This is a genomic window from Planktotalea sp. (genome assembly GCF_965659345.1).
Lineage (GTDB): Bacteria > Pseudomonadota > Alphaproteobacteria > Rhodobacterales > Rhodobacteraceae > Planktotalea.
Genome location: NZ_CBFHVK010000002.1, coordinates 92,676 through 111,734, shown reverse-complemented (window position 1 = coordinate 111,734; position 19,059 = coordinate 92,676). Strand labels below are relative to the sequence as shown.

19 protein-coding genes are annotated in these 19,059 nt (G+C 52.6%); 6 read left to right on the top strand and 13 right to left on the bottom strand.

Features of this window, described 5'->3' with window-relative positions; all coding sequences use genetic code 11:
• Positions 1-101: 101 nt before the first annotated feature.
• Entirely contained in the window at positions 102-812 is a 711-nt protein-coding gene (locus ACTG3Z_RS01995; protein WP_439140970.1) for a type 1 glutamine amidotransferase, read from the bottom strand.
• Positions 813-881: 69 nt separating this feature from the next.
• On the opposite strand from ACTG3Z_RS01995, the gene ACTG3Z_RS01990 reads away from it, so the two are divergent.
• Positions 882-2,141 carry a cytochrome P450 gene (locus tag ACTG3Z_RS01990; RefSeq protein ID WP_439140969.1) on the top strand — a complete coding sequence of 420 codons (1,260 nt, stop codon included), beginning with the start codon at positions 882-884 and terminating at the stop codon, positions 2,139-2,141.
• Between the two features lie 16 nt (positions 2,142-2,157).
• A complete protein-coding gene (locus tag ACTG3Z_RS01985) occupies positions 2,158-3,447 on the top strand; it encodes a glutamine synthetase (protein ID WP_439140968.1) in 1,290 nt (429 codons plus the stop codon).
• On the opposite strand, the gene ACTG3Z_RS01980 is transcribed toward ACTG3Z_RS01985, so the two are convergent.
• Entirely contained in the window at positions 3,444-4,769 is a 1,326-nt protein-coding gene (locus ACTG3Z_RS01980) for an ABC1 kinase family protein (protein WP_439140967.1), read from the bottom strand. The two genes, ACTG3Z_RS01985 and ACTG3Z_RS01980, sit on opposite strands and share 4 nt — an antisense overlap.
• A 36-nt stretch (positions 4,770-4,805) precedes the next feature.
• Entirely contained in the window at positions 4,806-5,240 is a 435-nt protein-coding gene (locus ACTG3Z_RS01975) for a MarR family winged helix-turn-helix transcriptional regulator (protein WP_439140966.1), read from the bottom strand.
• 91 nt (positions 5,241-5,331) lie between these two features.
• Between ACTG3Z_RS01975 and ACTG3Z_RS01970 the strand changes: the two genes are divergently transcribed.
• The 3 genes from ACTG3Z_RS01970 to maiA are packed head-to-tail and all read left to right on the top strand — an operon-like array spanning position 5,332 to position 7,756.
• The gene (locus ACTG3Z_RS01970; RefSeq protein ID WP_439140965.1) at positions 5,332-6,960 is read left to right on the top strand and encodes an FAD-dependent oxidoreductase; all 1,629 of its coding nucleotides are present in this window, start codon (positions 5,332-5,334) and stop codon (positions 6,958-6,960) included.
• Positions 6,957-7,139: a DUF2783 domain-containing protein gene (locus tag ACTG3Z_RS01965; RefSeq protein ID WP_439140964.1), complete on the top strand. Its 183-nt coding sequence runs from the start codon at positions 6,957-6,959 to the stop codon at positions 7,137-7,139. Before ACTG3Z_RS01970 ends, ACTG3Z_RS01965 begins: the two co-directional genes overlap by 4 nt.
• The gene (maiA, locus tag ACTG3Z_RS01960; RefSeq protein WP_439140963.1) at positions 7,136-7,756 is read left to right on the top strand and encodes a maleylacetoacetate isomerase; all 621 of its coding nucleotides are present in this window, start codon (positions 7,136-7,138) and stop codon (positions 7,754-7,756) included. Before ACTG3Z_RS01965 ends, maiA begins: the two co-directional genes overlap by 4 nt.
• Here maiA and ACTG3Z_RS01955 read toward each other — a convergent pair.
• The 10 genes from ACTG3Z_RS01955 to fnrL form a co-directional block, all read right to left on the bottom strand.
• Positions 7,753-8,910, bottom strand: a complete 1,158-nt coding sequence (locus tag ACTG3Z_RS01955) for a phytanoyl-CoA dioxygenase family protein (RefSeq protein ID WP_439140962.1) — start codon at positions 8,908-8,910, stop codon at positions 7,753-7,755. The two genes, maiA and ACTG3Z_RS01955, sit on opposite strands and share 4 nt — an antisense overlap.
• A gap of 168 nt (positions 8,911-9,078) precedes the next feature.
• Positions 9,079-9,216: a cbb3-type cytochrome oxidase assembly protein CcoS gene (gene ccoS / locus ACTG3Z_RS01950; protein ID WP_375266745.1), complete on the bottom strand. Its 138-nt coding sequence runs from the start codon at positions 9,214-9,216 to the stop codon at positions 9,079-9,081.
• Positions 9,213-11,330 carry a heavy metal translocating P-type ATPase gene (locus ACTG3Z_RS01945; RefSeq protein ID WP_439140961.1) on the bottom strand — a complete coding sequence of 706 codons (2,118 nt, stop codon included), beginning with the start codon at positions 11,328-11,330 and terminating at the stop codon, positions 9,213-9,215. Before ACTG3Z_RS01945 ends, ccoS begins: the two co-directional genes overlap by 4 nt.
• Positions 11,327-11,776 carry a FixH family protein gene (locus ACTG3Z_RS01940; RefSeq protein WP_439140960.1) on the bottom strand — a complete coding sequence of 150 codons (450 nt, stop codon included), beginning with the start codon at positions 11,774-11,776 and terminating at the stop codon, positions 11,327-11,329. Before ACTG3Z_RS01940 ends, ACTG3Z_RS01945 begins: the two co-directional genes overlap by 4 nt.
• 2 nt (positions 11,777-11,778) lie before the next feature.
• A complete protein-coding gene (gene ccoG, locus ACTG3Z_RS01935) occupies positions 11,779-13,203 on the bottom strand; it encodes a cytochrome c oxidase accessory protein CcoG (protein ID WP_439140959.1) in 1,425 nt (474 codons plus the stop codon).
• Between the two features lie 154 nt (positions 13,204-13,357).
• Complete coding sequence (gene ccoP / locus ACTG3Z_RS01930; RefSeq protein ID WP_439140958.1) at positions 13,358-14,230, bottom strand: cytochrome-c oxidase, cbb3-type subunit III; 873 nt, start codon at positions 14,228-14,230, stop codon at positions 13,358-13,360.
• On the bottom strand, positions 14,227-14,451 hold the full coding sequence (locus ACTG3Z_RS01925; protein ID WP_439140957.1) for a cbb3-type cytochrome c oxidase subunit 3: 225 nt from the start codon (positions 14,449-14,451) through the stop codon (positions 14,227-14,229). Before ACTG3Z_RS01925 ends, ccoP begins: the two co-directional genes overlap by 4 nt.
• Before the next feature lie 9 nt (positions 14,452-14,460).
• A complete protein-coding gene (gene ccoO / locus ACTG3Z_RS01920; RefSeq protein WP_439140956.1) occupies positions 14,461-15,186 on the bottom strand; it encodes a cytochrome-c oxidase, cbb3-type subunit II in 726 nt (241 codons plus the stop codon).
• A 12-nt stretch (positions 15,187-15,198) separates the two neighbouring features.
• Positions 15,199-16,800: a cytochrome-c oxidase, cbb3-type subunit I gene (gene ccoN, locus ACTG3Z_RS01915; RefSeq protein ID WP_439140955.1), complete on the bottom strand. Its 1,602-nt coding sequence runs from the start codon at positions 16,798-16,800 to the stop codon at positions 15,199-15,201.
• Between the two features lie 119 nt (positions 16,801-16,919).
• Positions 16,920-17,657, bottom strand: coding sequence for a transcriptional regulator FnrL (gene fnrL, locus ACTG3Z_RS01910; RefSeq protein ID WP_439141084.1), 738 nt, complete (start codon positions 17,655-17,657; stop codon positions 16,920-16,922).
• Between the two features lie 43 nt (positions 17,658-17,700).
• Here fnrL and hemN point away from each other — a divergent pair, with 43 nt between their 5' ends.
• A complete protein-coding gene (gene hemN / locus ACTG3Z_RS01905; protein WP_439140954.1) occupies positions 17,701-19,056 on the top strand; it encodes an oxygen-independent coproporphyrinogen III oxidase in 1,356 nt (451 codons plus the stop codon).
• The last annotated feature ends 3 nt before the right edge of the window (positions 19,057-19,059 follow it).

The following is a 19,059-nucleotide window of genomic DNA, read 5'->3' as shown; positions in this document are numbered from 1 at the left end:
GTGAAAACGCCGTAAACAATATCTCTGCGACAATCTGCGCGAGACATTTCAGCTCCGATGACAGGCCTCAAACACCAACCTGATAAGGCGAAATATGATGGCTACTCTTTATTCATCTCAAAGAAGCGCGCGATGCTCTCAGCATAGCTATCATTGTCAGCATTGACGGCCATCGATGCGCGCGCAGCATCGCCCACGCCGTCGGGGAGTTTGGGCGCATACTCTTCAATTAAAGCAGTCATAAACGCATGGCTCATCTCTGGATGGTTTTGCGTCGTGTAGACCTTGTCGCCAATATGAAACTCCGTGATCGCACAGTTTTCCGAAACGCTAAGGACGGCTGCACCTTTTGGTAACTGCGTCACCGCTTCAACGTGCGCAGCATATTGCGCGAAGCGGCTTGGCAGGTGTGCCATCCAAGGCATCCGTTTGCGAACCTCTGAATGTGCAACGCCAAATACCCAACCCTTGGGATTGGCTTCAACCGCGCCACCCAATGCAAGCGCAATCGCTTGATGGCCATAGCACGCGCCAAACATCGGGATTTCATTTGCGTAGATATCGCGGATCAACGCGAGCAAGCGTGCAACCCAAGGGTCCTGATCATGCACGGATGCAGGGCTGCCTGTAATTATCACACCATCAAAAATTTGGATGTCATCAGGAAAAATATCGTCTTTTACGTTAAAAGACGTCACCTCCCATCCTGCACGCACACTCGCTATAAGGCGCGAAAACTTCTCACCGTCCTTTGGATGCTGCTGTGCAAAAGCGCTTTCATCTGTGTTCGTCATTAGAACGGCAAGGCGCATGAAAAGGCTTTCCTTTTGAAGACATCTAATTATGGTTTTGTAACCTAGTGCAGGACCGCGACAAACAAAATGACGATCTGGACCCCGACCGACGATGGCTTTGCTGACCTAACGAGCCACGACACTTTTACCAGTGGTCCGCCGCATAATACATTCGCCCGCCTGCGCCGCGATGACCCTGTCAGTTGGACAGATTGGGACGGTGGCAAAGGATTTTGGTCAATCACCCGCTACGACGATATTTTAGAGATGAACCGCAACACGAAGGTGTTTTCATCCGCTCAAGGCATCCGGATGGAGGACCAAAGCTACGAAGAATATCTCGCAAGACGTACCTTTCAGGAAACCGACCCGCCCGAACATATGCAAATGCGGATCAAGCTGGCCAAAGCGTTTTCTAAAGGGGTGATTGCACAGTTTGAAGAGGACTTGCGCGGGCTGTGCACTGATATCCTTGATGAGGTTCTGCAGAACGAGCAGTTCGACGCCACCAAAACAATTGCGCGCGAATTGCCGATGCGCATGCTGGGGCGCATCCTTGGTACACCGGACGAAGACTTGCCCTGGCTTGTGCAAAAGGGCGACGCCTTGATCGCCAATACCGATCCCGATTTCACCTCTCACGTTATGGACAAGATGAGCACGGATGAGTTCCGTATGATGCCCTTCAACTCCCCGGCTGGTGCAGAACTTTACGCCTATGCCAAGGATTTGATGGAAAAGAAAAACGCCAGCGGCGATACCGACGGTATATTGCATCTGATCTTGCAACCCAGCCCTGATGGCACGGTCATTTCAGAGACCGAGTTTCGCAATTTCTTTTGCTTGCTTGTGGCCGCAGGCAACGACACGACGCGTTACTCTATCGCCGCTGGAATGCAGGCGATGTGCTATCAGCCTGAATTGCTCGGCCAAATGCACGAAGGCGGCGCAATTTGGGACACTGCCGCAGACGAGATCATTCGCTGGGCCACCCCCGCGCTCTACTTTCGCCGCACTGCGAACCAAGACTATGACATGCACGGCAAAACGATCCGCGAAGGCGAAAAAGTGCTCTACTGGTTCGCGTCGGGCAATCGTGACGAGAGCTACTTCAAAGACCCCATGCGTGTCGATCTGATGCGCAACCCGAACAAGCATCTTGCCTTTGGGCTTGGTGGTCCGCACCTATGCCTTGGCATGTGGCTCGCACGGCTAGAGGTCACTGTTTTGTTTCAGGAACTCAGCAAACGGATCACCCATATTGAAGCGGATGGGGAGCAGAAATTCCTGCGTTCTAACTTTGTTGGCGGGATCAAATCATTACCAGTGCGCATCAAACGCGCCTGAAACGGGAGAAACTGAAATGAAAGAACGACTGCGCGCTGTGTTTTGCGATCACCTGAGCATCATGCGAGGGAAATATCTGCCGAATTCCAAGATTGGTGATAACGAAACGCGCTTTTGCCGATCCACGTTTGGCGTGCATTACGACAAAGACCTACTGCCCTCCCCCGGCTCCATGATGATGGAAGGTTTGCCCGACATGGAGCTGCGCTGGAGCGGTGATAACATTCGCCCGTGCTGGGAAAACGGTACCCAGATCGTTCTTGGCGATCTCTACGATGCTGACGGCGCGCCACTCGAAATGTGCCCGCGCGGTGCATTGAAGCGCGCGATCGCAGCTTGGGAGGCCAAAGGCCTGACACCCAAAGTCGGGATCGAGCTGGAAGCGTTTGCCTTTATCCACAATGACGCTGGCGAGTTAGTGCCCTATGACAGCCTTGGCGCGGTGGTATACGGCACCGGCCCGTTCACTGATCCGCGCGGCTTTAACGATGCGATCTGGGATGTGGCTGAAGAGTTGGGTTTCAAGCTCGATATGATCACGGCTGAATATGACAGCCCACAGTTCGAATACACGCTCACCTTCGATGACGCACTCAAAGCCGTCGATGACATCATCCTGTTCCGTCAAATGGCGCGCGAAGTCGCGTTGAGCGAGGGTGTGATCCTCAGCTTTATGCCGAAGCCTATTGTCGAGGCAGGCGGCTGCGGGATGCATATCAACTTCTCCTTCGCGGACAAAGACGGCAACAACGCTATCGCCTCTGGCGATAAGGGCGGGCCAGATCACCTCAACGATCTCGCACGTGGATGCCTTGCAGGGGTATTGCATCACCACAAAGGGCTGGCCGGTTTGATCGCACCCACTGCCAATTCTTATGACCGTTTACAGCCTGCTTCGCTTTCGGGTCACTGGCAAAACTGGGGTGGTGATCACCGCAATGTCACGACCCGTGTGAGCACAGAGGGCGGTGCAAAAGCGCGCCTTGAACATCGCATGGCCGATGCGTCGTCCAATCCCTACACGGCCGTTGCAGCGGTTTTGCAGGCCGCTTTGCTAGGGGTCGAGAACGGGTATGAGCTACAGGCGATGGAAACGGGGGATGGGTTTGAGCAAACCGATGCCACTGTTGGCGCGGCCGCAGATCTCGCGGGAGCGATTGCGGATTTGAGCAGCGATACGGCGCTCTCAGCGGCAATCGGACAGGGGCTCGTGGACAACCATGTGTTTATGAAAGAGGCGGAGGTCGAGAAGACCAAAGACCTCTCGCCCGAGCAATTGCGCGACTTCTACATCTACTACATCTAAGCGACAGCGCGCGAGATAAGCTGTTTTAGATTCACCTGCGCGCCAAGACGATTGACGAGCAGGAACATCCCGCCAAACTTGCGCTGAAGCAAAAGCACATCAATCGGCAAAGGTGGTGGAATAAACCCGTCATTCGCCAATTTGATCCCCATTTTTTGCATCTTTGCTTGCAGGGTTGGGTCTGTGAAATCGTAGCTTTCAGATTGTGTAATCGCCTCGAACACAAGTTCGATCATCGCGCTAATCTGGGCTTTATGGGTGTCTTTGGTGTCGCTTGAAAAGAAGCCGATTTGTTGAACAATGCTTTGCAAAGCGCCAAGATCTTTGGCGAGTCCTGCCCTAAAAAGTTCGTGGTACTGTGCCACGGTATTTGGCCCGATCTCTTGTGTCGCCCCAAAATCCAAAAGCACGATTTTTTGCGTGTCTTCATCAAATTGATAATTGGCAAAGTTCGGATCCGTTTGCATAACGCCAAAAGAAAACAGCTCTTGCAGGGTTAGCTCGATAAGTGCGCTTGCAATGTCATCCCGCGCCTGTTGCGACAGGTGGGTCATTTGCTCGATCGCTTTACCCGAAACGTGGCTCATGCAAAGTACCTGAGGTGTGCTCCACTCCGCCACCAACTCTGGCAGCACGAAATTACTATGGTCTCGCAAAAGATCATTAAAACGTTTCAGATTTTTGCCTTCGCGCAGATAGTCCGTCTCCTGATGCAACTGTTTACGCGCTTCTTCTAAATATGGGGCAAGCTCAAACCCTTTTGGCATAAGACCCGACATCTTAATCAATGCGCCCACATTGGCCACATCACTATCAATGCTCTTCGCGACCCCTGGATACTGCACCTTAATCGCCAATCTGCGCCCGTCTTTGAGCACCGCAGAATGTACCTGTCCGATAGAGGCCGCAGCAATGGGATGCACATCAAAGCTCTTGAAGTCTTTCAACCACCCTGCGCCCCATTCAGCGTTCAACACATGCTTTAATTGCGCGGCTGGCATAAAATGCGCATCATTGCGCAAACGGGCCATGATCTGGGACAACTCAGGTGGCAGCACATCCCCCGTATCCATCGAAACGAGCTGGCCAATCTTCATCGCCGCACCACGCATCTGTGCAAGTTGCTCTGTCACGCGTGTGATATTCTTCGGGGTCAGCAAAAGATCCCGCATGTTTGGCCGCTTGGCCTGAGCGAGCTGTGACAAGCCACCAAGCGCCATGTTGCCAGCCACGCCAGCCGTCATCGCGCCAAGCCCGCCCAAACGCGACAAGCGCTTTTCAGGGATACGTAACGCGCGAGAGAGTTTAGGATCGTTGCTCATGTTCCTGAGTTAGGTCTGAAGGTGACCTTTGCAACTTTAGAAACCTGCAATCTGACGCAAACAGCGGCGTAGCACATCTTGATCAGCCTGCGAAATATGGCTCACAAGATCCGTATCAAAGCGCGCGGCTTCCTTGCTCAAGTCAGCATAAGCGCTTTGGCCTGCACGCGTCAGGTTCAACTCTTCATGGCGGCGATCATCTGCGAGCTCAGAACGCGTTAAAAACCGTTTATTTTCAAGCGCAGCAACACTTCGCGACACTTTGGTTTTGTGAATACGTGCGCGTTCACAGATCTCTTTTGCCGTCATCTTTCCATAGCGCCCCAGATGAAACAACACGCGCCATTCCGTGCGCAGCATGCCATAGCGGTCTTTATAATATGTCTGAAAATCTAGACTTGACGCATCAGCGGCCTGATTAAGCAGGTAGGGCAGGAAATCCTGCAAATCAAAGATGTTTTTCTTATCCATTTTTCAAAATTAGCCGTTGTTAGTTACATAAACAACTAATATTTCGATTTACGAACTGAACCTATAGTATTGCTCACGGAGAGTGTTGAACATGGTCGCGGTAAGATACGAAACAGCTTTCAAGCTTTATCCTTATGAAAAAGTGCCTGCACAAAGTGGCGCAGTGCAGCGACATCCCGTTGTGATTGTTGGGGGTGGTCCTGTGGGCCTTGCCCTCGCTCTTGATCTTGGCAAAAAGGGCACACCTGCCCTCGTGCTTGATGATCATGATGGCGCGGGTTTGGGCAGTAAAGCAATCTGTTTTGCCAAACGCACGCTTGATATCGCGTCGCGTTTAGGGGCCAGCGCGTCAATGGTGGACAAAGGCGTCGTGTGGAACGTTGGCAAGGTCTTTCACGGTGAAGGCAACTTGTTCAAGTTCGATCTGCTGCCGGAAAGCGGCCATCGCAATCCTGCATTCATCAATTTACAGCAGCCCTATTTTGAGCGTTTTCTTGTCGATGAGATCCGCAATGCTCAAAAGGCGGGCGCGCCAATCGAAATTCGCGGTCGCAACAGCGTCACTGCAATGAAGCAGTTTAGCGACTACACAGCACTAGACATCCAAACGCCCGATGGACCGTATCAACTTGAAGCAGAGTATTTGATCGCTTGCGATGGTGCACGTTCTAGCATCCGTGACATGATGGGACTGTCGTTCGATGGACGTGTGTTTGAAGACAATTTCCTGATTGCAGACGTGAAGATGAAGGCCGACTTCCCAACGGAGCGTTGGTTTTGGTTCGAACCACCCTTTAAAGATAGCGGTCAATCAGCGCTGTTACACAAGCAACCAGATGATATCTGGCGCATTGATTTTCAGCTTGGCTGGGACATTGATCGCGAAAAAGAGCTTGATGCAGACCGCATCCGCGCGCGTGTGGATGCCATGCTGTCAAGCCAAGCAGGCAGCGTGCCAGAGTATGAACTGCATTGGACCTCTATTTACACCTTTCAATGTCGCCGCATGGAAACCTTTCGTCATGGCACAGTCCTTTTTGCGGGTGATAGCGCGCATCAAGTTTCCCCGTTTGGTGCGCGCGGTGCGAACTCGGGCGTACAAGATGCGGAAAATCTTGCATGGAAGCTGGATCTCGTCCTCAAAGGTTTGGCAGAGGATAGCTTGCTCGACACCTACGCGAGTGAACGTGAGTTTGGCGCAGATGAAAACATTCTAAACTCTTCGCGCGCAACGGATTTCATGACCCCTAAATCCAACGTCTCCAAGACATTCCGAAATGCGGTACTTGATCTTGCAGGTCGCCATGCCTTTGCGCGTCCACTGGTCAATTCTGGCCGACTTTCCGTGCCGTGCACCTATGATGGCTTTGACCTTTTCGGCCCTGACGCCCTTGCTGGCCCAGATATCACGCGCCCCGGTGCCACCTGCCCTGATGCACCTGTTTCTGAAGGGTATCTGCTAGATCACCTTAGTGGTGCATTTCACATTTTGAACATTGGGAATGGCACAGCGAACTCAGTGACGTCAGAGGGAATAACTGCTGATGTGATCAATATTGCAGAGCCGTCTAGCGAACTAAGCGCGCGCTATCTTGGCGATGCACCTTGTGCCGTCTATCTTATCCGGCCCGATCAACATGTGGTTGCGCGCTGGGCCTCTTTCGATGAAAAAGCAATTTCAGCCACACTTAAAAATTCTATCGGAAAGGGCGCAGAATGACGTTAATCCTAGAGCCGAATATTCCTGACCCTGATGGTTTTTATGATGAGCTTTTGCGCGCGCACGAAGAGCTTACGGATGACGAGAGCGAAGCATTTAATGCGCGTCTTATCCTTACCCTTTGCAATCACATCGGAGATCGCGAGATCCTGCGCGCAGCACTAGAGGCGGCAAAATGAACGAAACAGTCCTGTGGGATTACCCTAAATCATCCGCCAGCTATCGCCTTCGGATCGCACTAAATCTTGCGAACATCGAATATCGCTTGGAAGGCGTTGATCTTTTGACCGGCGCGCATCGCTCGGCCGAGCATCTTGCCCGTAATCCCCAAGGTTTGGTGCCCGTGCTTGATATCGATGGCCATCGGCTCACTCAGTCTTTGGCGATCCTAGAATATCTGGATACCACACGCGAATTGGGTCTGCTCCCAAGCGATCCCTTTGAGCGCGCCAAAGTGACGGCCCTTGCGCACTCGATCGCTGTTGACTTGCATCCGGTCTGCAATCTGTCGGTCATGCTCCACGCCACAGGGGGGAAAGAACCCGGTCGTACCGATTGGATGAAGCGCTTCATCCGCCCCGGATTAGAGGCATTTGAAGCCCTGCTCGGTGACTTTGACCAAACGCCCTTCGCGACTGCGGCCGCACCCGGCCTCGCCGATATTTGCCTTATGCCACAACTCTACAATGCCAATCGCTGGGGCGTGGAATACGGAGATCTCTCGCGGATCAAAGCGGTTGAGCAAGCCTGCTCAGACCATAACGCGTTTAAAGCAGCGCATCCTGATCTGGTCTAGGCCTGCTGTTTAGCAGCCATTGCATCTAGCGTTTCATTGAACTCCGCAGGTACAATTTTTTCCGTCAGAGCCCGTGCGAAAAAGGCCTGTTGAGTTTCTGGCGCAAGGCCACCAATGGGCGGATCACTGTCGAGATTGGTGGGGAATGAATACCCTTCAGCCGCAGATGCAATTGCCGCGTTTAATTCTGAGGCGGAAAGCTTTGCCGCAAGCGCGTGCGGATAAAGTAACTTGCACATTTTACGGCGATCAATTGCTTCCAGAGCCCGACCAAAGGCGGAGGACACCTGCAATAGATTAGCAAAGCGATGAATACTGTCGCTGCTATTGGCCCCCGCCGCGTGAAAAATCGCGGGATTGAAAAAGAGAGCGTCGCCCTTTTCCAAGGCCAGTTGAACGAAGCGATCATTAAACACCTCGCGAAACGCATCTAATCGCCAAGCCGCATATCCGGGACGATAGGCTTGTGAAAACGGTAGCAGTTGAGTTGGCCCGCTTTCAATAGGCATATCACAATGTGCAATTGCGCCTTGCAGGGTTAAAACCGGCGACAAATCATGGACATGTGCCGGATATTGCGCCGCGATATCAGCCGTTTGAAACCCAAGATGGTAATCGCGGTGCGCTTGCTGCGCAGCACCGCCTGGATGCACCAAATTAACTTGTGCTGTCATTTGGTAATTGGGTCCAAGCCAAGCTTCACTCGCCGCCGCGATACAGGTGTTTGCAAAGTAACGCAGAAAAACCTCTGGATTTGCTTCGCATAACTTTTGTAACGCATTCCAAACGCGATCATTGGAACCGGCGGCAGCGAAATGGTCACTGCCACCCCCGCTTTTACGTTTTTCTTCAGCTATGATTTGTTCATAAATCGCAGTGGCTTCGTCCAAAACGACCGTGTCTTCATAGGCCCCTTTCAGAACAATCGCACCGGCACTTTTCAACATCACGCATGTCCATTCAGACATAATGCTTTTGCGGGTTTCGGCATCTTCGAGCAACGGGCGCAAACGCGTCATGTCATAGATCGGGATATTCTTTTGAACATCATCTGCAAAAGGCACCGACGACGGCTCGAGTGTCTGGCTCACCAACGCTTTGAACTCATCAATATCACAGCTTTTCGCGTCAAAATATCCCGGTGTCTGTTGCATATGCTGCCCCTCAGTACTGTTCGCTAACACTCTAAAAAGGAATCTCACCGCTTGCCAAGGCTGAACACACTTACATTACATGACGAGACGCTCTCGATTCTTGTAGGACGCGGTGGTCAATCTGAACTTAGCACTTTTGCAGTTATCGCGATGGCCAACTAACGCGCATTAGTCATCAAGCAGGATGCGTGCCGCATTGCCTTGCTCGTCATCATATTGATCGCTGCGTACCGTATAAATAAAGCCCCACAGCCCGATAGCGCCAAGAATAAGAGAAACAGGTATTAAGATAACAAGGACATTCATTGTGCGAACCTGATGCGTTGGGAATTAAGAAGGACAGTGATGGACGACAGCGACATGGCCAAGGCTGCTGCAAGCGGAGTGGCAAAACCAGCCAAAGCGATAGGAATTGCAATCGCATTGTAAATCGCTGCAATTGCAAAGTTCTGCTTGGACAGTCGGCTCGCGAGTTTGGCGACTTTAATCAGTAGCGGAAGTTGCGCAAAGCTCTCTTTCAGGATGACAACATCCGATGCAGAGCGCGACGCATCAAGCGCTGTTGCAGGCGCAATAGATGCATGCGCCGCCGCAAGCGCCGCAGTGTCATTCAACCCGTCACCAATCATCAAAACACGCTCGGATGCATCCGTAAGATCATTGAGATAGGTAAGCTTTTCGTCAGGACGCACATTCGCAAGCACTGGTAAAGATAACTGTTGAGCAAAGGCTTTTGCAGGAAGCTCTGCGTCGCCCGTTACGATCTCACACGGTAGATTGAGCGCTGCAATTGCGTCGGCGCTGCCCTCGCGCGGTGTTTCTGTAGTTTGGATCGCCAAAGCATCGGCGTCCCCGACTTTAAGGCCCAATTCAGTAAATGTCGCGCCAAGCCATGCACCGCGCCCAAGCCGCACAGATTTGTTGCCCCATATCGCTTGTACGCCCTCGCCTGCGCTCTCTTCAATCGCAGTCACATTTGCTGCCTTGACGCCATCTAGCGCGACAAGAAGTGCGCGTGACATTGGGTGATTGGAGGCTTGCGCGAGCGCCTTGGCAACTGCGCGATCTGTCTTTGACATCTCGCTTGGCAAGATAACGCAAGGCTGGCTAAGCGTGCCAGTCTTATCAAACACCACGCGCGTGACTTCTGCCAAACGCTCCAATGCGGTGGCGTGTTTCACCAAATAACCCATGCTGAACAACCGGCTGATGGCAGCGGTGGACACCGCTGGAACCGCCAGACCAAGTGCACAAGGGCATGTGATAATCAAAACGGCAATGGCGACGTTCAAAGCATGACGGATATCGCCTGTTGCCAGCACCCACCCCAGGAAAGCAGCGAGCGCCAAAAAATGCACGGCAGGCGCGTAAATCTGCGCGGCTCTATCGGCGAGTGCGGTATAGCGATTGCGGCCGTTCTCCGCCGTTTCAACCAACTCGGCCATCCGGCGCAATGAAGTATCGTTACCAACCGCAGTCGCGCGCATCGTGATCGCAGCAGCGACGTTGATTTCACCAGCTTGCAGGATCGCATTCCCATCGATCTCAACCGCTTCAGACTCTCCTGTCAAAAGCGAGCGATCCATCAATGCGTGATCTGATGTAAGATATCCATCAACCGGTATGCGCGATCCTGTAGCGATCAGAACTTCATCATCGATAGCGAGGTCACACACACGCACACTTTCGACGTGATCACCTGTGATCTTTTGCGCATGTTGGACTTCAAGCGCGGTTAATTCCTTCGCGGCTGAGCGCGCAGCACTGCGCGTGCAGTGATCCATGTAGCGACCAATGAGCAAGAAAAACGTGAGCGACAAAGCCGCGTCAAAATACGCGTGAGCGCCCCCTTGCAACGTCTCGAACAGTGACATCGCAGCCGCAAGAATAATTGCGAGCGAGATCGGCACGTCCATATTTAAGCGCTTCACACGCAATGCCCGCCATGCATTTTGGAAAAACGGTTGGCCGGAATATGCAACAACGGGCAAAGCAATCATTGCTGATATCAGATGAAACAAATCGCGCGTTGCATCCGCTGCCCCAGACCAGACCGCCACAGACAGCAGCATCACATTCATCATTGCGAAACCTGCAACAGCCATGCGCATCAACAAGCTGCGCCCAACAACGTCGCGGGCTTTGGTGAGCGATTCCAGATCAAGCGGATAGGCTTCATAGCCAAGATCGCTCAGCGCCGTTTCAATCTGTGTAGGATCGACCTGCCCCACCACTGTAAGGCGCTTCAGCGATAGGTTAACCCGTACCGAGATAACACCGTTGAGCGCGCCAAGCCCGCGTTCAATTTTACCAATGCACGCGGCGCAATGGATGGTTGGCAACGAAAACATCAGCCCCGGCGCAACATTTAGTTCCTCGATATCAGGAATACCCGCGCACGCGGGGCAAGCGGCTGTCATGACGAAACCTTCACAATAATACGTTGCTGAAAGAGAGTGCCGTCCTCTGCACGCGCTTTGAGGCGCAGGTTCCAGTTCCCTTCGCCCGCGATCACGTCAGCGCGCAATGCCTGACCGTCAAAGGAGAACTCTGGGGTTTCGTCAAACGCAACATTGGTTGCAAGCCCAAACGTCGCAGAGAGAATTTGCGGTGTAATCGCCACCCCGTCTTGGAGAATCTTCAGCGAAAGAACATGCCCTTCAAGATGCGCGGACACATCCCAGCCCAGTGCAAGTTGCGCGCGGCGATCCCTGTCAAACGATTGACTGGCAACATATGAATTCTTCACTTCCAAGCCCGGAAACGTCGCGACGGCTTTGTACGCCAAGGTCAGATTCACCGCGATGATGATGCCAAATGCACCTGCAAAACCGGAAAAAACGTGCCATCCTTTTACTTCGGTCATTGTTATTCCTTCCCGTTGAAAATTGTTGATTGGCTGGCTTTGTCTTCGTTGCCAAGATCTTCGACCCAAAACCGCAGATCAGTGCGCGCTTGGCTCGCGGCCGGATCCTGAGGGCGTGCAGTGACATAGACGCGTTGTAAGATTGTGGCGTCCGCAGGCATGGTGAAGGAAAGCAAATTGTTGCGGCTTTCCAATTCAATACGCAGGTTTTCGTCGCTGGTCAGGCTCAGGTGGAATTCACGATCCTCGCCCAGCTTATTGCGTAAACGCACGTCATAAATGTTGCGAATAGAGCCATCAGATTGCAACACATAGGTTGGGTTGCGCACAGGACTGACGGTCATTTCAATATCGCTGCGCACGAAAAGCGCATAGACAAGACCGACACCAATAAGGGACCAAACGGCGGTATAAAGTATCGTGCGCGGACGCAGGATATGACGCGTCAGCTTCTTCGGGGCCGCACCTGCGCGTTCGGCGTCTTCATCGGATAACGCAAGATAGTCGATTAAACCACGCGGCTTGCCGATCTTCGCCATTACATCATCGCAGGCATCAATGCACAGCGCACAGGTGATACATTCCATCTGTTGGCCATCACGAATATCGATGCCCATAGGGCACACGTTCACGCAGGCCATGCAATCAATGCAATCCCCTTGCGGCGCGCCTGCTTTAACTGCATCGGAATTCTTGCGATCTTCACCGCGCCAGTCGCGATAAGCGACTGTGATTGTTTCAGGGTCCATCATCGCCGCTTGAATGCGGGGCCAAGGGCACATATAAATGCACACCTGTTCGCGCATGAACCCACCGAACACAAAGGTCGTGGCCGTCAAAATCGCGATGGTAAGATAAGCGGCTGGATGCGCACTGAAGGTGAAAAGATTGGCAAGCAGCGTCGGCGCATCGGCAAAATAAAACACCCAAGCGCCACCAGTCGCCACAGCAATCAACAGCCAAACGACCCACTTGGTCAGGCGCAAACGCCATTTGTGCAATGTCCATTTGCCGTTCCAAAGACGCACGCGCGCATTGCGATCGCCTTCGATCCAACGTTCGACCAGAATGAACAAATCCGTCCAAACGGTTTGGGGACATGTATAGCCACACCAGACGCGCCCTAAGGCAGAGGTAAATAGAAACAGGCCCAAGCCAGCCATGATCAAAAGACCCGCAACAAAGTAGAACTCGTGCGACCAGATTTCGATCCAGAAGAAGTAAAAGCGACGGTGCGCCATATCGATCAGCACAGCCTGATCTGGCAAATTTGGTCCACGATCCCAGCGCAACCATGGGGTCAAATAATAGATCCCAAGCGTGACAGCCATGATCCACCACTTAAAGGTCCGAAAGAATCCTTTGACCTTGCGTGGAAAAATCGGCTCTTGCGGAGCATAGAGTACGGGTGGTGTGTCTGTAGACATAGCTTTGGTTTCCTGTTCGCATTTTCAATCTACAGCAGCCCGATTCCCGCTGCTTTGATCTGAATCAAAAAGCCCCAAGACGACACGTTTTGCGAACAGGGTCATCTTGGGGCTTTCGGTCTGCTGGCGCATTGCCAGCGACCATGTCAGCCAATCATTCGCCACCTCCCAGGGCGTGAACATAGGCTGAAACTGCGCGCACATCTTCATCCGAGAGACGTTGGCCCCACGCGGGCATCACACCAAAGCGCGCGTTCACAATCGTATAGGTCAGGCTTTCGCGATCCCCGCCATAAAGCCAGATCGCATCGGCGAGGTTCGGCGCACCCTGATCTTGATCGCCAAGGGCTGCATCACCGTGACAAGAGGCGCAATTCTCCGCAAAAAGCTCTGCACCTGTAGCGGCCAAGTCGCTGTCAAACTCGGAGTTTGAAAGCGAAACGACATATTCAACAGTCGCTGCAATCTCTTCCTTTTCCAACATGTCGCCAAAGGCAGGCATCTGCGACCAATGGGCATCATCATCGGTATCGTTGCGGATACCATGACGCACGGTATAGGCGATCTGCGCAATTTCACCGCCCCAAAGCCAGTCATTGTCCAGCAAGTTGGGATACCCTACAGCACCAGCCGCACCAGAGCCGTGACACTGCGAACATTGCGCACGAAACACAGCCCCACCGCGCGCAATTGCGTAGCGGTTAAGGTCCGCATTTTCGTTCAGCGTATCCAAATCTGTTTGCAAAAGTGCTGCGACAAGTTCGGCGTTTTGACCTTCGTGCTCCTTAATATCTTGGGCAACGTTGCCTCGTGTTGACCATCCAAGCGCACCGGTCGTTGCACCCGAAATCATCGGCCAAGCGGGATAGGCAATTGTATACCCAATGCCCCAAATGATGCACAGATAAAGCGTCCAAAGCCACCAACGCGGCAAGGGATTGTTCAGCTCTTCGATACCATCCCAGCTGTGGCCAGTGGTCTCGACGCCGGTTTCTTCATCGACTTTACGATCAGCCATGTCGGTCATCCTTTCAGCTCAAAGTTTGAGTTGGAGCTCGCGCAACTTTCGCATGTTCCTGAGCATGTTTTTTGATCACCACCGTCCCGCAGTGGGATCATGCTGGCATCCACGCGGGCTGCATTTTGACTGGGCAAGAACGCCCAGATGCCCACGCCAACGAAGAAACAGAACATCGCCAGAAGGACCCAGCTGTCTGCGATTTCTCTAAGGAGTGAATAAGTATCCATGTCTGCCCCCTATCGGCTTGCATCTGGTGTGAAGGTGGAGAAATCGACCATTGTGCCAAGCACTTGCAGATATGCGATAAGCGCATCCATTTCGGTCAATTCCGGCTGCCCGTCAAAGTTGGACACAGCCGCACCGGGATAGCGCTCAACCAGTCCATCCCAATCTTCATCTGGATCCGCCTGTACTTTGAAATCAGCAGAGGCCGACGCGATCTGCTCATCCGTATACGGCACACCTACGAAACGGTGCGTCTTGAGCAGCGTCTCAATATGTTCGCCATCAATGCGCGCATCCGCAAGAAAGGCGTATTTCGGCATGATGCTTTCTGGAACCACCGATTGTGGATCCATCAGGTGATCAACGTGCCACGCATCAGAATAACGCCCGCCAACACGCGCCACATCCGGCCCTGTGCGTTTTGACCCCCATTGAAACGGGTGATCATATTGAGATTCTGCAGCCAGTGAGTAGTGACCATACCGCTCTACTTCGTCGCGCATAGGTCGGATCATCTGGCTGTGGCAGGTGTAGCATCCCTCGCGGATGTAGATGTCGCGCCCCGTTAGCTCCAGCGGAGAGTAAGGTCGGACCCCTTCCACATCCTCAATCGTGTTTTCGAGCCAAAAGAGAGGCGCGATTTCCACGATCCCGCCGATCGTCACGACGAGCAAGGATGCGGTCAAAAGCAAGGTCGGGCTTTTTTCCAGGATGGCGTGTTTATCAAGAAAGGCCATTGTGTGCGCTCCTTATTCGGCTGGGATTGCGTGAGGGAGGGTAGTTGTGGCTGGCTTGGCCCCGCGGATTGTCATCCACATGTTCCAAACCATCACCAGCGCTCCACTGAGGAAGAGGACCCCGCCCAAGCCACGCACCACATACATTGGGAACTTGGCAGAGACTGTGTCGGCGAAGGAGTTCACCAAGAAACCTTGATCGTCCACTTCACGCCACATCAGGCCTTCCATGATACCGGTCACCCACATGGACGCCGCATAAAGAACGATACCCAGTGTCGCGAGCCAGAAGTGCCAGTTGATCGCACTCTCGGAATACATCTTTTCGCGGCCCCAAAGCTTTGGTGTTAGGAAGTAGATACAAGCGAAGGTGATCATGCCGTTCCAGCCAAGCGCGCCAGAGTGTACGTGCCCAATAGTCCAGTCAGTGTAGTGGCTGAGGCTGTTCACGGCGCGGATCGACATCATCGGACCCTCGAATGTGGACATACCGTAGAAACCCAGCGACAGAACAAACATCCGCATGATTGGATCGGTGCGCAACTTGTCCCACGCACCTTGCAGCGTCATCAGACCGTTGATCATACCACCCCAGCTTGGCATCCACAGGATGATGGAGAAGACCATACCAAGGGTAGACGCCCAATCTGGCAAAGCGGTGTAGTGCAAGTGGTGTGGACCTGCCCAGATATAAAGGAAGATCAGCGCCCAGAAGTGAATGATCGACAATTTGTAGGAATAAACCGGACGACCCGCCTGCTTTGGCACGAAGTAGTACATCATCCCAAGGAAGCCCGCAGTTAGGAAGAAGCCCACGGCGTTGTGACCATACCACCACTGCGTCATTGCATCTTGAACGCCGCTGAAGACCTGCACAGACTTGCTGCCCCAAATGCTGACGGGGATGCTGAGATTGTTGATCACATGCAGCATCGCAACGGTGATGATGAAGCTTAAGAAGAACCAGTTCGCAACATAGATGTGACGCTCTTTGCGCTTATAGATCGTGCCAAGAAACACCGCGAGATAAGCGAGCCAAACAACCGTGAGCCACAGATCGACATACCATTCAGGTTCTGCATATTCTTTGGATTGCGTCGCGCCAAGTAAGTAGCCAGTCGCCGCCAAAACGATGAACAACTGGTAACCCCAAAAGACGAACCAAGCGGTGTTGCCGCCCCAAAGACGCACAGCGCTGGTGCGCTGCACGACATAGAAGGAGGTCGCAATCAGAGCGTTGCCGCCAAATGCAAAAATCACCGCACTCGTGTGCAGTGGACGCAAGCGACCGAAATTACCAAAGGGTTGTGCCCAATCAAAATTCAGCGCCGGAAAGGCCAATTGAAACGCAATGAAGGTTCCAACCAAGAAACCCGCGACACCCCAAAAAGCAGTGGCGATGACACCTGCACGAATGACGCCATCTTCATAGATGCCCGTTGGCGCTGCTATAACTGGCTCATCGGTGACGCGCAAAACGCGGATAAACATGATGAATGCGATCACCATGATGATTAAAGCATGTATCTGGTAAGCCAGATCGTGGGCCCAGCTGGCAGCCAAGGCGGCTAGCAGCGTGATCCCTCCTAAAAGGATGAGCTTGACGTAATTCATAAAATGTCCCTCACGGTTGGTCGAGCCCCCTAAGGACGCTCCTGTTCGCAAGGATTAATTATGAGAGTGTCGGCCGCGATTCTTTGATCTGTGTCAAACGCCCGCGAAAAGTGGTGCAATTAGATAATCACACCACCATCGGCATCATCGCCTGTCGCATCGCGCAACGCTGCGATGTTGAGAACATTCAGATCTTTGCGGCCTGAAAAGCCAATAATGCCATCTTTTTTCATCGCATTTAACTGGCGGCTTACTGTTTCTAACGTCAGTCCCAGGAAATTTGCAATTTGGTCCCGCGTCATCGGAAGGTTAACTGCAATCTGCGTTGTCACCACATCCACATCACTGCGTCGCGCCAGCAATTCCAAGAACGTTGCGATCTTTTCCCGTGCTGTTTTACGTCCCAAAAGAATCATCCAATCGCGCGCCGCATCCAACTCATCCAGCGCCATTTCCATCAAGCGCTGCGCCACGTGAGGCGTCTCTATAACAAGTTTCTCAAAGGGTTTCCGCTCGAACCGACAAATTGTCAGATCAGTGGTTGCGACAACGTCAAATTCTACATGTGTACGTCCGGGACGCCCAATAAAATCAGATGGCAACAATAGTCCGACCATCTGCGTGCGCCCATCTTCCATCGTCTTGGACAAACTCGCGACCCCTGAAACCACAGAGGCTACAAATTCCATAGGTTCGCCGCGCCACAGTATCGTGTCACCCGCAGAGTAGGTCTTATAGGATTTCATCCGCTCGAGCATCAAAAGCTCTTCGCCTTCACACCGCGAGCAGACCGCACGATGGCGGATAGGGCAATCTCCGCATCTTTCAGCAGATAAGTCTAATTTCGACATTTTGATCTACATCAAAGTTGTTGGCTACTTTTTCAGATTACGTAGGTATATGGAAAATATCGACCCCTTTTTACGACATGGCCTGTTTGATGCGAAAGTGCCGCGTTACACAAGCTATCCTCCCGCCAACCACTTTCAGAATGATGTCGGTCATAGACATCAAGCCGAGTGGCTTTCTTGCGTAAACAACGGCGAAGCTATTTCGATTTACGTGCACATCCCCTTTTGCAAGCGCCTATGCTGGTTCTGCGCCTGTCGCACCCAAGGGACACAAACGATGCGCCCGGTGGATGCCTATGTCCAAACGTTGATAAAAGAAGTTTCGGCGGTTCGGGCCGCTTTGCCAAGCAAAATCACTATGGGTCGGCTTCACCTTGGCGGTGGAACGCCCACGATTCTTTCGCCTGAAACGATGAACACTCTGTTAAACGCACTGTTTGACGCGTTTGATCCAAGCGATGATTTCGAATTCTCCGTTGAGATTGATCCAACCGAAGCGAGCGAGCCGCTTTTGCAGACCTTGATCGATTTTGGCATGAACCGCGCAAGCATCGGCGTGCAGGACTTTGCACCAGATGTGCAGGCCGCGATTGGACGGCTTCAATCATTGGAGCAAACCACTACTGTTCTTGATTTCTTACGTGCTGCCGGACTGAAGGCGATCAACCTTGATCTGCTCTACGGCTTGCCATTTCAAACAGAAGAAAGCTTTCGACAAACGCTTGCGCATGTGGTTGACATGAACCCCGATCGCCTCGCGATCTACGGCTATGCGCATGTGCCTTGGATGTCCAAACGTCAGGTTCTGATCAAAGCAGAGACCCTGCCCGACACACAACAACGTTTCGAATTGGCCAACATCGCACGCGACACAATGCTTGCGGCTGGCTTTGCTGCGATTGGCATCGACCACTTCGCCAAGCCAACAGACAGCTTGTATAAAGCAGATCAAGCCGGAACGTTGAGACGTAATTTTCAAGGCTATACAGACGATCAAAGCGAAACACTGATCGGCTTCGGTGCTTCCGCAATTTCGCGTTTCAGGGGGGGATATCAGCAAAATGCAGTCGCGACATCCGCCTATCAAGAGCGCATCCTAGGCGAAGGCTTCGCAGCCCACAAAGGCTATGAGATGAGCGACACAGACACGTTATTGTCCGCAATGATCGAAGAATTGATGTGCAGGTTTCATTTGCCAACTAAGTCGTTGCAAACGCAATTCCCTGAACACGCGCAGCTTATTCGCCAAACCGTTATCGCATTGATGTCGCGCTATACTGATGTCTTCAGTATCAACAGTACGGGTCTTCAAATGCATCCAGAAACATACCCACTCGTACGGATTGTTGCGCACTATATTGATGCATTTAACAGCTCAGAAGTTGCCCATGCCGCCGCGATTTAGGTC